The 13,394-nt window shown below is 63.4% G+C and carries 13 protein-coding genes and 1 pseudogene; 11 read left to right on the top strand and 3 right to left on the bottom strand.

The genetic code is table 11. The features are described from left to right. Window positions 1-26: 26 nt before the first annotated feature. Window positions 27-860 carry a sulfurtransferase gene (locus tag HF027_RS07070; RefSeq protein WP_168014221.1) on the top strand — a complete coding sequence of 278 codons (834 nt, stop codon included), beginning with the start codon at window positions 27-29 and terminating at the stop codon, window positions 858-860. Between the two features lie 297 nt (window positions 861-1,157). Here HF027_RS07070 and HF027_RS07065 read toward each other — a convergent pair whose 3' ends face one another. Next, the gene (locus HF027_RS07065) at window positions 1,158-2,840 is read right to left on the bottom strand and encodes an electron transfer flavoprotein-ubiquinone oxidoreductase (RefSeq protein ID WP_168014219.1); all 1,683 of its coding nucleotides are present in this window, start codon (window positions 2,838-2,840) and stop codon (window positions 1,158-1,160) included. Window positions 2,841-3,316: 476 nt separating this feature from the next. Here HF027_RS07065 and HF027_RS07060 point away from each other — a divergent pair, with 476 nt between their 5' ends. From HF027_RS07060 to HF027_RS07025, 9 genes and pseudogenes are all read left to right on the top strand, one after another. After that, on the top strand, window positions 3,317-4,066 hold the full coding sequence (locus HF027_RS07060) for an electron transfer flavoprotein subunit beta/FixA family protein (protein ID WP_168014217.1): 750 nt from the start codon (window positions 3,317-3,319) through the stop codon (window positions 4,064-4,066). Between the two features lie 14 nt (window positions 4,067-4,080). Further along, entirely contained in the window at window positions 4,081-5,019 is a 939-nt protein-coding gene (locus HF027_RS07055) for an electron transfer flavoprotein subunit alpha/FixB family protein (RefSeq protein ID WP_168014215.1), read from the top strand. Between the two features lie 92 nt (window positions 5,020-5,111). After that, window positions 5,112-5,207 (top strand): annotated as a pseudogene (locus tag HF027_RS15860) (FAD-binding protein); the annotation flags it as partial. A 365-nt stretch (window positions 5,208-5,572) separates the two neighbouring features. Further along, window positions 5,573-6,439 carry a DUF3450 domain-containing protein gene (locus HF027_RS07050; protein WP_245184572.1) on the top strand — a complete coding sequence of 289 codons (867 nt, stop codon included), beginning with the start codon at window positions 5,573-5,575 and terminating at the stop codon, window positions 6,437-6,439. Further along, a complete protein-coding gene (locus HF027_RS07045) occupies window positions 6,436-7,824 on the top strand; it encodes a MotA/TolQ/ExbB proton channel family protein (RefSeq protein WP_168014213.1) in 1,389 nt (462 codons plus the stop codon). The genes HF027_RS07050 and HF027_RS07045 overlap by 4 nt, the downstream gene beginning before the upstream one ends. Continuing rightward, the gene (locus HF027_RS07040; RefSeq protein ID WP_168014211.1) at window positions 7,808-8,341 is read left to right on the top strand and encodes a MotA/TolQ/ExbB proton channel family protein; all 534 of its coding nucleotides are present in this window, start codon (window positions 7,808-7,810) and stop codon (window positions 8,339-8,341) included. The genes HF027_RS07045 and HF027_RS07040 overlap by 17 nt, the downstream gene beginning before the upstream one ends. Beyond that, a complete protein-coding gene (locus HF027_RS07035) occupies window positions 8,334-8,741 on the top strand; it encodes an ExbD/TolR family protein (protein ID WP_136255414.1) in 408 nt (135 codons plus the stop codon). The genes HF027_RS07040 and HF027_RS07035 overlap by 8 nt, the downstream gene beginning before the upstream one ends. Next, window positions 8,741-9,490, top strand: a complete 750-nt coding sequence (locus tag HF027_RS07030; RefSeq protein ID WP_168014209.1) for an energy transducer TonB — start codon at window positions 8,741-8,743, stop codon at window positions 9,488-9,490. The genes HF027_RS07035 and HF027_RS07030 overlap by 1 nt, the downstream gene beginning before the upstream one ends. An 11-nt stretch (window positions 9,491-9,501) precedes the next feature. Continuing rightward, window positions 9,502-10,650 (top strand): tetratricopeptide repeat protein, encoded by a 1,149-nt coding sequence (locus HF027_RS07025; RefSeq protein WP_168014207.1) that lies wholly within the window; start codon window positions 9,502-9,504, stop codon window positions 10,648-10,650. A gap of 155 nt (window positions 10,651-10,805) precedes the next feature. Here HF027_RS07025 and xthA read toward each other — a convergent pair whose 3' ends face one another. After that, window positions 10,806-11,621 (bottom strand): exodeoxyribonuclease III, encoded by an 816-nt coding sequence (gene xthA / locus HF027_RS07020; RefSeq protein WP_168014205.1) that lies wholly within the window; start codon window positions 11,619-11,621, stop codon window positions 10,806-10,808. Further along, entirely contained in the window at window positions 11,621-11,866 is a 246-nt protein-coding gene (locus HF027_RS07015; protein ID WP_168014203.1) for a hypothetical protein, read from the bottom strand. The genes xthA and HF027_RS07015 overlap by 1 nt, the downstream gene beginning before the upstream one ends. A gap of 242 nt (window positions 11,867-12,108) precedes the next feature. Between HF027_RS07015 and rhlB the strand changes: the two genes are divergently transcribed. Further along, window positions 12,109-13,383: an ATP-dependent RNA helicase RhlB gene (gene rhlB / locus HF027_RS07010; protein WP_168014201.1), complete on the top strand. Its 1,275-nt coding sequence runs from the start codon at window positions 12,109-12,111 to the stop codon at window positions 13,381-13,383. Window positions 13,384-13,394 lie beyond the last annotated feature (11 nt).

Genomic DNA, 13,394 nt, shown 5'->3' with positions numbered 1-13,394 from the left:
CGCCACATGAGCCCGGGAGAGCCCGCATGACGTCACCCCTGATCGATAGCACCGCCCTCGCCGCCGCCCTGGCCTCATCACGCCCGCCGCTGCTGCTCGATTGCCGAGCCCGCCTCGATGACGCCAGCGCCGGGCGCGCCCTGTGGCGAGCCGGTCACCTGCCGGGCAGCCGGCACCTGGCCCTGGAGCATGACCTTTCCGGGCCGGCGGGGGAGGGCGGTCGCCATCCATTGCCGACTCCTGAGGCCTTTAGGGCGGTGATCCGGCGTCTGGGTATCCGCCCGGAGCTACCAGTGGTGGTCTACGACGACATGGGTGGCCAGCTCGCCGCCGCGCGAGCCTGGTGGATGCTGGCCTGCTGGGCGGGGCATCCCGAGGTACGCGTGCTGGATGGCGGTCTTGCCGCCTGGCAGGCCAATAGGGGGCTGCTTGAAGAAGGCGAAACGCCGGCGCCCAGCGACTGGCAGCCGAGCCTCGACGAAAGCGCGTGGGTCACGGCCGACGAGATCATGCCGGGTCGCTCGGCATTGCTGGATGCTCGAGCCGCACCTCGCTTTCGCGGAGAGGTCGAACCCATCGATCCGGTGGCCGGCCATATCCCCGGCGCTCGCTGTCGCCCCAGCGCCGACAACCTGGACGCCGATGGATACTTCAAGCCGGCCGAGCGACTCGTCACCGAGCTGGCGGACATCGATGATCAGGCGTCCGACGGCCTGATCGCCTATTGTGGCTCCGGGGTCACCGCCTGCCACGATATCCTCGCCTATGCGATCGCCGGCCTCGCGGTGCCGCGCCTCTACGCCGGGTCCTGGAGCGACTGGATTCGTGACCCCGACCGACCCATCGCCACCGGCGACTGAGCTCGGCGACGCCCGCAAGACGTAAGAAAAAACGCCCCGCAGGCCGAGTGCCTGCGGGGCGTTTTCTTGGTACCCGCTCTGGGCGGCATGGACAAGCAAGGCGAGCGATTTCGACAGAGCGCCGTCGCGTAGCGCGACGGGTAGCGCGAATCGACAGGGATGTCGATTCAGAGGCGGCAAGAGGGACCTTGTTCCGCCTCGAGCGCGTCAGCTGGCTCGCGAAGTGTCGGGGTTTCGCCCTGGTGCAAGCGAGCCGTTGCTTGTCGATGACATGACCCCGCTTGAGCAGGGCTTCCCTCACATGTTCGGATAGTTCGGCCCGCCGCCGCCCTCCGGCGCCACCCAGGTGATGTTCTGGGCCGGGTCCTTGATGTCGCAGGTCTTGCAGTGCACGCAGTTCTGGAAGTTGATCTGGAACTTGGGCGCGCCGGCCTCGTCTTCGACGATCTCGTAGACCCCGGCCGGGCAGTAGCGCTGAGCGGGCTCGGCGTACTCCGGCAGGTTGACCCGCACCGGCAGCTCAGGGTCACTGAGACGCAGGTGGCAGGGCTGGTCTTCTTCGTGGTTGGTGTTGGACAGAAACACCGAGGAGGACTTGTCGAAGGACAGCTTGCCATCGGGCTTCGGGTACTCGATCTTCTCGCAGTCGGCGGCCTTCTTGAGGGTCGCATGATCCGCGGTGGTGTCGTGGACGTTGGGCAGCCTGCCGCCCAGCAGCTGGTCGAGAAAGTTGTAGGCGCCGCCACCAACGGTGCCGTACTTGTGGATCGCCGGGCCGAAGCTCGCGCTTTCCTTGAGCTCCTGATACGCCCAGCTCGCTTCCCATTTCTCTGTGAAAGCAGAGAGTTCACGGCCGCCCTCGTCATCCTGCGCGAGGGCCTCGAAGACGCTTTCGGCCGCCACCAGGCCGGACTTCATGGCGGTATGCAGGCCCTTGATCTTGGCGAAATTGAGGGTGCCGGCGTCGCAGCCGATCAAGAGGCCGCCGGGAAAGGTCATCTTCGGCAGGCAGTTGAGGCCGCCCTTGGTGATGGCGCGGGCCCCATAGGCCACGCGCTTGCCGCCCTCCAGGTACTGCTTGAGCACCGGGTGGTGCTTCATGCGCTGAAACTCGTCGAAGGGCGACAGATAGGGATTCTGGTAGGAAAGATCCATGATCAGGCCGACCACCACCTGCTGGTTCTCGGCGTGGTAGAGGAACCAGCCGCCGTGGGTCGACTTGTCCAGCGGCCAGCCGGAGCCATGCAGCACCAGGCCGGGTTCGTGCTGCTCGGCCGGCACGTCCCACAGCTCCTTGAGGCCGATGCCATAATGCTGGGGGTCCTTGCCGGCATCCAGGTCGAAGGTGTCGATCAGACGCTTGCCGAGATGGCCGCGCGCCCCCTCGGCGAACAGGGTGTACTTGGCCCGCAGTTCCATGCCCGGCATGTGGCCGTCCTTGGGCTCGCCGTCGGCGCCCACGCCCATGTCGCCGACCAGGATGCCGCGCACGGTGCCGTCTGCGTCATGCAGGGTCTCCTGGGCGGCGAAGCCCGGGAAAATCTCGACGCCGAGCTCCTCGGCCTGCTCGGCGAGCCAGCGGCACAGGTTGCCGGCGCTGATCACATAGCGCGTCTGATCATCGCCGGAGTGCCGGCCACCGGTATTATGCATGCTCTTGGGCACCAGGGCGTTGGGCAGCTGCTGGGCCTTGTCGGCATCCTTGAGGAGATAGAGCTCGTCGCGAACGGCCGGGGTAGTCAGCGGGGCGCCGCGGCTTTCCCAGTCGGGAAAGAGCTCGGCCAGTGCCCGAGGCTCGAAGACGGCACCCGAGAGGATGTGGGCACCGACCTCGGAGCCCTTTTCCACCACGCACACCGTCAGCTCCTGCTCGGCCTCGTTCGCCTGCTGCATCAGGCGACAGGCGGCGGACAGGCCGGAGGGACCAGCGCCGACGATGACCACGTCGAAGTCCATGTATTCGCGTTCTTGCTCTTCCACTTGATCTCTCCTCTTGTTCGATGCCGCTACCAGCCTGCTCGCGGACATCGCGCTAGATAATGATGCCTATTGTGCGGGATTAGAGGCCGATCGGGTAGCCGCCTTGGCCGGGATGAAAGGATTTTAAACGGTCGTTTGCTTCCGTGTCTTGCCCATGATAAGCATACTCACTGGAAAGTGTCGCATGGCGGGGTTTGACGGATGCTGATGGTTGTCCATGACGACGCCCTGCGGCGACAATGATGCCGACTGGAAACGCATCAAATACCGGCCGGTTTGGGGTCATTTAGGCCGCCGACATTGTGGCGACACGGCCCCTGTGGCAGATTACGCACCTGCCCGGGATCTGTCGGTTGATCATGCACTTAACGAAAGAATCTAACGACCTGCCCATCGGTGATAACGGGGCGGCCGATGCATGATCGCGCCATCCCCGACTCACGCCTCACGAGGCCCCCAGCGAAAGCGAGGACACCATGAAAGTATTGGTCGCGGTCAAACGCGTCATCGATTACAACGTCAAGATCCGCGTCAAGCCGGATCACTCCGACGTCGATCTTACCAACGTCAAGATGGCGATGAACCCCTTCTGCGAGATCGCCGTGGAAGAAGCGGTCCGCCTCAAGGAAAAGGGCGTGGCCACTGAAGTGGTCGCCGTGACTGTGGGGCCCAAGGCGGCTCAGGAACAGCTGCGTACGGCCATGGCGCTGGGCGCCGACCGTGCCATCCACGTCCAGAGCGACGACAAGGTCGAGTCGCTGGCGGTCGCCAAGCTGCTCAAGGGCGTGGTCGACGAGGAGCAGCCGGGACTGGTGATCCTCGGCAAGCAGGCCATCGATACCGACAACAACCAGACCGGCCAGATGCTGGCTGCGCTTTCCGGTCTTCCTCAGGGCACCTTCGCCTCCGAGGTGGATATCCAGGGCGAGAAAGTCTCGGTGATCCGCGAGATCGATGGCGGTCTGCAGACGGTTGAATTGTCGCTGCCGGCGATCGTGACGACTGACCTGCGCCTCAACGAGCCACGCTACGCCAAACTTCCTGACATCATGAAGGCCAAGAAGAAGCCGCTGGCCGTCAAGACGCCAGAGGACTATGGCGTGGCAACCGCCAGCAAGGTCAGCCTGGTCAAGGTCGAGGCCCCGGCCGAGCGCAAGGGCGGCGTCAAGGTGGGCTCGGTGGATGAGCTGGTCGACAAACTCAAGAACGAAGCCAAAGTGCTTTGAAAGGAGCTGATCTCATGAGCATTCTGGTACTCGCCGATCATCACGATGGGCAACTCGCCGGTACCACCGCCCACGTGGTCGCCGCGGCGCAGGAAATTGCCAATGCTGGCGGTGGTGACATCGACGTGCTGGTCGCCGGTGAAGGTGTGACCGCTGTTGCCGAGTCCGCGGCCAAGCTCGAGGGCGTAAGCCGGGTACGGGTGGCGGACCACGCCGTCTATGCCCACCAGCTGGCGGAGCCGCTCGGTGCGCTGCTGGTTGAACTGGCCGGCGACTATAGCCACGTGTTGGCCAGCGCCTCGACCACCGGCAAGAACGTCATGCCGCGCCTGGCCGCCCTGAAGGATGTGTCCCAGCTCTCCGACGTCATCGGCGTCGAAAGCGCCGACACCTTCAGCCGTCCCATCTATGCCGGCAACGCCATCGCCACCGTCAAGAGTGACGATGCCCTCAAGGTCATCACCGTGCGCGCGACCGGCTTCGATGCCGTGAATGGCGAGGGCAATGCCAGCATCGAGGCGGTCGAGACGGTGGTGGAAAATAGCCAGTCAACTTTCATCAAGGAAGACCTGGCCCAGAGCGACCGGCCCGAACTTGGTGCCGCGAAAGTGGTCATCTCCGGTGGTCGTGGCATGGGCAATGGCGAGAACTTCAAACTGCTCGACGGTATCGCCGACAAGCTGGGTGCCGCTATCGGTGCCTCGCGTGCTGCGGTGGATGCGGGCTATGTGCCCAACGATATGCAGGTTGGCCAGACGGGCAAGATTGTCGCCCCGGACCTGTATATCGCGGTGGGCATCAGTGGTGCCATCCAGCACCTGGCCGGCATGAAGGACTCCAAGGTGATTGTCGCCATCAACCAGGATGACGAAGCGCCGATCTTTCAGGTAGCGGATTATGGCCTGGTCGGTGATCTGTTCCAGGTGCTGCCGGAGCTAGAGAGCAAGCTGTGATGAACGCGCGGTCTTTCAGGTAGCGCCTTCGATAGTCTGCGGCTTGGTCGGTGATCTGTTCCAGGTGCTGCCGGAGCTAGAGAACAAGCTGTGATGAACGCGCGGTCTTTCAGGTAGCGCCTTCGATAGTCTGCGGCTTGGTCGGTGATCTGTTCCAAGTGCTGCCGGAGCTAGAGAGCAAGCTGTGATGAACGCGCGGTCTTTCAGGTAGCGCCTTCGATAGTCTGCAGCCTGGTCGGTGATCTGTTCCAGGTGTTGCCGGAGCTCGAAAGCAAGCTGTAAGGCGATGAGTGTCAGTGGTTGCTGAAAGCTGCCAAGCGCTAAATCATTGCCGCTGATCAAGCATCTACGACCGGCCTTCCTTCGGGGAGGCCGGTTTTTTTATGCACAGTTAATGAAGAGGATGAGTAGCCGCTAGGTGCTGAGGGTGATCAAATCATGCTCGTTATTGATAATTGTTGCTATTTGAGGTAGCGTTTCATCCACTCGCGGCAAGGATCAATGGGAGAGCGTGGTGCGACATACCCCCAAACGGTGGCGAACGAGATGGATCTTGGCGCTTGCGCTGGCAATGCCGACCATACCTGCCTTGGCTAATGAAAGGCTTCTCGATGAGACCCTTTCTGCCGAGCAGTCGCAGGCTGCCCTGCAGGCGCGTATCGATGCCGCTGACGAGAACACTCGTGCCGATATCAAGGCGCTGCGTCAGAAGCAGGCGGAACTGCGTCAGCTGACTGCCTACAACCGTGACATGGCCCCGCGCCTGGACCAGCAGGCGGCTACGCTGGATGATCGCGAAGCGGCGCTCGATGCCTTGGGCGACACCCGCGAGGCGCTGCCGGGGATGCTCCACGACCTGGTCAAGCGACTGCGCCAGTGGGTCGAGGCGGATTTGCCGTTTCTCAAGCAGGAGCGAATGGCGCGGGTGGATAGCCTTGAGTCCCTGCTCGCTAACGCCGAGGTGAGTTATGGCGAAGCGCTTGAGCGCGTGCTGGCAGCCTGGCGAACTGAGCTCGACTATGGGCGAGAACTCGATGCCTGGCGCGGGCTTCTTGATGCGGCCTCGCCGAGTGGCCGCCCAACTATGTCATCAAGCGGTTCCATGCCGTCCGGCGAGTCCACGTCGGCAGGCGAACCGCTCTCCCAGGAAGTCGATTATCTGCGTGTCGGTCGCGTCGGACTCTATTACCTGACACCGGATGGGCGTGAGGGGGGCGTGTGGAAGACCACCGCCATGGACTGGGAGCCACTCGATAGCAACGAGCGTGCTGAGGTCGACAAGGGGCTTCGTATCGCCCACGACCAGCGTGCTCCAGAGTTGCTGACGCTACCCGTGTCCCAGCCCATCAGTGCCAATGCGCTTGCGTCAGGCGAGCAGACAGACGAGGACTCGCGTTCGGGCGAGGAGGGCGAAACATGAAGCGCTTGTTACGCTTAAGCGTTGCCGTCATCACGCTCGGGATGATGCAGGCGGCTATCGCCCAGCCAGCCGAGGCCCAGGATCAAGCCCAACAGGCCACCGGCTCGCCGATCCAGACGCTGAAGGCCGAGCGCCAAGCCGCTGAGGCAAGGGATAGAGCGCGTCTCTCGGCACTAATCGAGGATAGTGATGCCCTGTCGGCGCGCTTGTCCGAGGTTTCGTCGCAACTGGAAGAGGCTCGCGCGCATCGCGAGCGGCTCGATGCCCGCAAGGCCGAACTCGATGCCCGCCGCGAGGCTCTGGCTGAAAAGCGCCGGCAGGCGGGCGGTGAGATGGAGGCCATCGCCGGTACGCTGGAAAGCCAGACCAATGCCCTGCGGGATGATCTTTCAGACAGCTTCTTGACCGTGGGTGAGGTCAGTCTGCCGCCAAAAATGGGCAGTGATGCCTTGCCGCGTCTTGAGCATCTCGAGGCACTGGCCGACAGCCTGATGTCGCTTACCCAGGCAAGTGGGAAGGTTGAGCGATTGACTGCCCCGGTCGCCGATGCCGGCGGTGAGCGAAAGCGTCGGGAGGTCATTCGTGTCGGCGATATACTGGCGTTGAGCGAAGGTCAACTGCTGCGCCGCCCAGGCCCGGATGGTCCGCTCTCGATGAGCGCCCATACCCCGCGCGCTGCTTCAGAGACGCTTAAAGACTTCCAGGCGGGTCGTGAAGACCAGGTGGTGATGGACCCGTCCCAGGGCCAGGTGATGGAGGTGATTGCCCAGCAGCCGAGCCTACTCGAGCGTTTCCATCAGGGGGGCGCGGTCGGTTATGTGGTCGTGACCCTGGGCGTGTTGGGACTACTGGCGGCACTGGCTCAGTATGCCTACCTGATCCGGGTCAGCCTGGCCGTGCGCCGCCAGCTCGCCGATTTGAATCATCCCGCGAATAACAATCCACTGGGTCGGGTGATTCGCCGCCTCGCGTCGCTGTCGCGTGATCATGCACCGGAAGCGCTGGAGGCACGCCTCGACGAGGCGCTGCTCGCCGAGCAGCCCCGTCTGGAGCGGGGTCAGCCGCTGGTCAAGCTGCTCGCTGCGGTGGCGCCGCTGCTCGGCCTGTTGGGCACGGTGACGGGCATGATCGGCACCTTCCAGGCGATCACGGTGTTTGGTACCGGTGATCCGCAGATGATGGCCGGTGGTATCAGTCAGGCATTGGTGACCACGGTGCTTGGCCTGATCACTGCCGTTCCGCTGTTGTTCGCTCATACGGCGCTTGCCAGCCGCAGCCGCCACCTGGTCGGCGTGATCGAAGGTCGCGCCAGTGCCGCCCTGGCGGAACGTCTTGAGCCTCTTGCTGCAGATGATGAACGAGAGAGCCATGCCAGCCTGGCTTGAACCACTGAGTTGGTTGTTCCGTGCCGGTGGGCCGGTGCTGGTGGCCATCGCCTTGGTCGCGGTGGTGCTGTTCAGTCTGGCACTCGAGCGCTGGTGGTATTTTCGTCTCACGTATCGGCGGGCACGGCGGTCATTGATCAGGCGTTGGGTGGCGCGAGAAGAGCATGTCAGCTGGAGTGCTCGCACCTTGCGGGAGGCCTGGACCCGCGAGCTGATCGCGCGGTTACGTCGCCCCTTGCCCTGGCTCAGGTGGCTGGTGGCGGTCTGTCCCTTGCTGGGGCTGTTGGGCACGGTGACCGGAATGATCAGTGTTTTCGATAGCCTCTCGCTCAGCGAGGTCAATCAAGCGCGGGCAATGTCCGACGGCGTCGCCCGTGCCATTCTGCCGACATTGGTCGGCATGGCCGTGGCGGTGGTCGGCTTGCTTTTTACCACCCGCCTGGAACACATCATTCGCCGCGAAGACCAGAAGCTCCATGATCGGATGGCTCGCGCCACGGAGGACTCTCATGCGTAGGCGTCGCCTGGAGGGCGATCACGGCAGCGAAGGGGAAGTCAATCTCACCCCCATGCTCGACGTGGTCTTCATCATGCTGATCTTTTTCATTGTGACCACGTCTTTCATCAAGGAGAGCGGGGTCGAGATCCAGCGCCCCGAGTCCAGTGCTGCCACGCCGCGACCGGATGCGCAGGTCATGGTCGCCATTACTGCCGAGGGCTCGGTCTGGGTCGATGGTCAACCGGTAGACCTGCACCGTCTGGGCGATACGGTGTCCGCGCTTGTCACTGATCAAGGCGCCGTGGTCATTCAGGCCGATCGCGAGTCTACCACTGGGCTTTTGATCGAGGTCATGGATAGCCTGCGGGATGCCGGTGTCGAGAATCTGGCCGTGGCGGCCAGCCGAGAGGCGTCCTGATGCGTCACCTGGTCGCCATTCTGGGGGGCGTCATGCTGGTCGGTGGCCTCTTCGCCCTGCTGGCGATGCTGGTATCACCGCCGGACGACACGCCGACCCTTGATGTACAGGCCGTATCCCTTGCCATGGTCGAAGCACCGAGTCAGCAGTCGGCCAGTGCGGCGCCAACGCCTACGCCGCCGGCACCCTCGGTCGCACCACCGCCTCCGGCCCCTGAGCCGGCGCCCCAGACACAAAGCGCGATCAGCCTGCCTGAACCCGAGTTGCCCGCGGAGCCGCAAGCATCACCGCCATCAGAGATGACGCTGCCCGACCTAGAAGAGCAGCGCCCGGACCCTGAGCCAACGCCTGAGCCCATGCCTGAGCCAGAACCCAGGAACGAGCCGGCCGAACCTGTGTCCGACACCGATCCACAAGAGGCCACATCTGCCAATGGTAGTGGGGAAAGCACGAATGAGGCCGCCGAGGATGCCGGTTCTCAAGACGTGACGGCCGCTCCGCGGCCGACGCGTCGAGTTCCTCCGCAGTACCCATCACGGGCTCAGCGACGGGGTCTGCAGGGGCATGTGGTGGTGGCTTTCACCATTCGTCCCGGTGGCGAGGTTGACCGTGATTCGATCACGGTCGTCGAGGCCGACCCTGCCCGCGTCTTTGATCGCGCTGCCCGTCGCGCGATAGCCGACTGGGAGTTTCCGGCGTCTGGCTCGCCGCGCCGGGTGCGACAGCGTCTAGAGTTCAAACTGAGGTAATGGCTATCGTGATGAAGGTGCCGACTGCTTCCATCTACCGCCTGTTTGTGGGGCTGCTGCTCACGGCGATAACGACGGCTCACTGCCTGGCGGCGCCTTCGCTCCCTGGTGGCATCCTGCGCGATCTGGAATCGGTCGAGCAGGACCTGGCGTCGGCTGATGGCTCAGATGACATCGTGGCACTCGAGAATCGCGCCCTGTCTCAGGCCGAGCGTCTGGCGGGTGGCAATGATGCCGACCGCTGGGCGCGAGCGCTCTATCTTCAGCTGGCCTCTCAAGCCGCGGTTCGCCGCGAGGCCTATGGCGATGCCGCCAAGCATATTGCGACGGCTCGAGGCGTGCGGGGAGTCGATGCGGCGATGCAGTCTCGTTGGCAACATTGGGAGGCGAGCCTGCGTCTGCGCGCCGGTCAGCAGGCCAAGGGAGCGGAGCTGCTGAAGGCCTGGCTCGACGATCACTCGGGCGAGGCTGACGACTACTGGCGACTCGCGAACGCTCAGGCACGCCTCAAGCGGTGGTCGTCAGCGGCTGCCACGCTTGAGAAGCTGCCCGGTGCGTTGAGTGATGCTGTAGCAGACCAGGAGCCACTATCTGAGTCGCGAATGATGCTTGCCGCCAGCATCTACCAGCATGCCGGTGAAGATGAGAAGGCGCTTGCGATGATCGAGCGCCTGCTGGCCGGTTCGTCCCATGATGAGGCGACGTGGCGGCGGGCTGCCGGTCTCGCACAGCGATTGGGACAAGATGCCCATGCCGTCGCCCTATGGGAAGCGGGCTGGCGACAAGGCGTGCTTAGCGGTGAGGCGGCGCTTGAGCGACGCATCAGACTCCACTTGCAGGCAGGCACACCCGCTCGAGCGGCGGAGCTTCTGGCCAACGCGCTGGACGAAGGAGCACTTGACGATACCCTGGCGCGTCGTCGCCTGCTGGCGAGGGCCTATGAGCGGGCCAGGGTGCGCTCGTCTGCGCTAGAGGTCTGGCGTCAGGTCGCCGAGCGAAGCGGCGAGGCCGAGGACTGGTTTTACCTCGGTCAGCTGGCGGCGCAGTGGGGCAAGGATCCAGACGCTCGTCAGGCGCTGTCCCGGGCGCAAGCACTGGGCAGCGAGCAGGCAACCGCCTGGCTTGACTATCTGGACCAGCATCCGTTGGAGCGGCGCTAGCGCCACGAATAGAGCGTGGCAGTTAAGGAGTCAGTGCCCGAGCAAGACTCGGGAATAGAGGGAGAGGCAAGCCTGCCCGCCGCAATGGCGAGCCAGGCGAGATACAGCGGCGGCATTGTGGCAAGTGCCGCCCGCTGTACCCATTGAGCGCCGGGCTAGAGTGCCAGTTCGGCCCACACCGGGGCGTGATCCGACGGCTTTTCCATGCCGCGCAGCGCATAGTCGATGCCCGCATCAGTGACGGCATCAAACAGCGGGTGGCTGACCAGGATATGGTCGATGCGCAGGCCGCGCTTGGGATCGCGATCAAACCCCTTGGAGCGGTAGTCGAACCAGCTGAAGTAGTCGTCCCGGGTCGGGTGCACCAGACGATAGCTGTCGGCCAGCCCCCAATCCTTGACGCGGGTAAGCCAGGCACGCTCGATGGGCTGAAAGCTGGTCTTGCCTTCGCGCAACCAGCGCTTGCGATTGGCTTCACCGATGCCGATGTCGCGATCTTCGGGAGAAATATTGAAATCCCCCATGATGGCAAGGCGCATGTCCGGCTGGCAGTCTTCTTCCAGCAGCCGTGACAGCTGGGCGTAGAAGCGTTCCTTGTAGGGAAACTTGGTGGGGTGCTCGACGTTCTCGCCCTGGGGGAAGTAACCGTTCCATACGGTGAGGTGTTCACCGTTGTCCAGCTTCAGTCGGGCGCCGATCATGCGTCGCTGGGCGTCGTCACCATCGTCGGGGAAACCGTAAAACACCTCGTCGGGTTCCTGGCGACACATCAGCGCCACGCCATAGTGGCCTTTCTGGCCGTGGAAATAGACGTGGTACCCCAAGGCTTCCAGAGCGGCACGCGGGAACTCGCTGTCCTGGACCTTGGTTTCCTGCAGCCCGATGACGTCCGGCGCATGCGCCTCGATGAGTGCCTCGAGTTGATGCGGGCGGGCACGGACACCATTGATGTTGAACGACACCAACCGCATTATTTGCCCTCGTCGTCGGGTCGGGATTTCTTATCTGGATGAATCTCGATGGATTGCGCCTTTTGCATGCGCTCGAGCTTGCGCGCGGCCTGCTGCTTGCGCTGGTCCTGTTTCTTGGCGGTGAAGCGACGCGATGGCGCCACCTCATCGGGGTTGTTGTGGCGCCACTGCTTGTAATCCTTGCGCCGTCCGGTGCGGAGCTGCACCTTGTCGGCCAGCGAGCGAGTCTTCTTTCTGCGTGTCATGACAATATGTCCTTTCCTGAGCGACGGCCATTCTAGCAATCACGGCGCGCTATCAACAGCGACTCACCGAGTCAACGGCGATCATCTTGATGAAGCGGCGCGTGAGGACGCGTCGAACTTGGCCAAGATGTCACCCAGACAAGCCGTGGCGGCCAAGGGCTGGTACAATACCCCACCCGGAACTGGCCTGACCTTGGCGTCAGTGCATCACATCCACTGTTATTGGGACCTAAGCACAGCCTATGAGCGAGTCGGAACAGAATCCCGCCCCGGCGCAGACCCGCAAGCCAAAGCGTCGTCGCCGCAAGCCGCGCAAGTCACAGTCCAGCTGGGACATACGCCAGTTCCAGGTGCCTGCCGTCGCGGGCAAGTGGCGCTTCCATGACTTCGACCTGCCCTTGCCGCTGATGCGTGCCATCCATGCGCTGGGCTTCGAATACTGCACCCCCATTCAGGCCGAGGCACTGGCCCAGACCCTGTTGGGCGGCGATGTGGTTGGCAAGGCCCAGACCGGCACCGGCAAGACGGCTGCCTTTCTTATCTCGATGATGGCTTATTTCCTCGAGGAAGAGGCCCCTGATGGTCAGAAGCCCGGTGCGCCGCGTGCGCTGATCATCGCGCCGACTCGTGAGCTGGCGCTGCAGATCGAGAAGGACGCCAAGGCACTGGCGCGTTTTACCAAGCTGAATGTGGCGAGCGTTGTCGGTGGCATGGACTACCAGCAGCAGCGCGAGCAGTTGGGCAAGAATGTCGATATCCTGGTGGCAACGCCTGGCCGGCTGCTCGATTTTCATGAGAAGCGTGATATCGATCTGACCCAGGTCGAGGTGCTGGTGCTTGATGAGGCGGATCGCATGCTGTCGATGGGGTTCATCCCCGACGTCAAGCGCATCATTCGCCACACGCCGAAGAAGGAAGAGCGTCAGACCTTCCTGTTCTCGGCGACCTTTACGCCGGACATCCTCAACCTGGCCAGCCAGTGGACGATGGATCCAGCGCATGTGGAAATCGAGGTCACCGTCGACAACGCCGCCGATATCGATCAGCGCGTCTATCTGGTCAGCGATGAGGACAAGTCGCGGTTGCTGATCAATCTGTTGAAGGACGACAGCCTCGAGCGGGTGATGGTGTTCTGCAACCGGCGTGACCTGGTGCGCAAGCTCGATGAGCTGCTTCGCGAAGCCGGCGTCAGTGTGGCGATGCTCTCCGGCGACGTGCCCCAGACCAAGCGCATCGAAACCCTCGAGCGCTTCCGTGAAGGCGACGTGCGGGTGCTGGTGGCCACCGATGTGGCCGGTCGCGGCATCCACATCGAGGATGTCAGCCACGTGGTCAACTACACCTTGCCGGAAGATCCGGAAGACTATGTGCACCGTATCGGTCGCACCGGTCGTGCCGGCGCCAAGGGTGTGTCGATCAGTTTCGTGGGTGAAGAAGACGCCTTCTCGCTGCCCGAGATCGAGCGTTACATCAACGACAAACTGCCCTGCGAGCATCCCCCGGAAGGCACGCTGTAACGGCGAAGGCC

The sequence above is a fragment of the Halomonas salinarum genome (assembly GCF_012062845.1).
In the GTDB taxonomy this organism is placed as follows: Bacteria; Pseudomonadota; Gammaproteobacteria; order Pseudomonadales; family Halomonadaceae; genus Onishia; species Onishia salinarum.
This window is presented reverse-complemented; position numbering and strand designations above follow the sequence as displayed.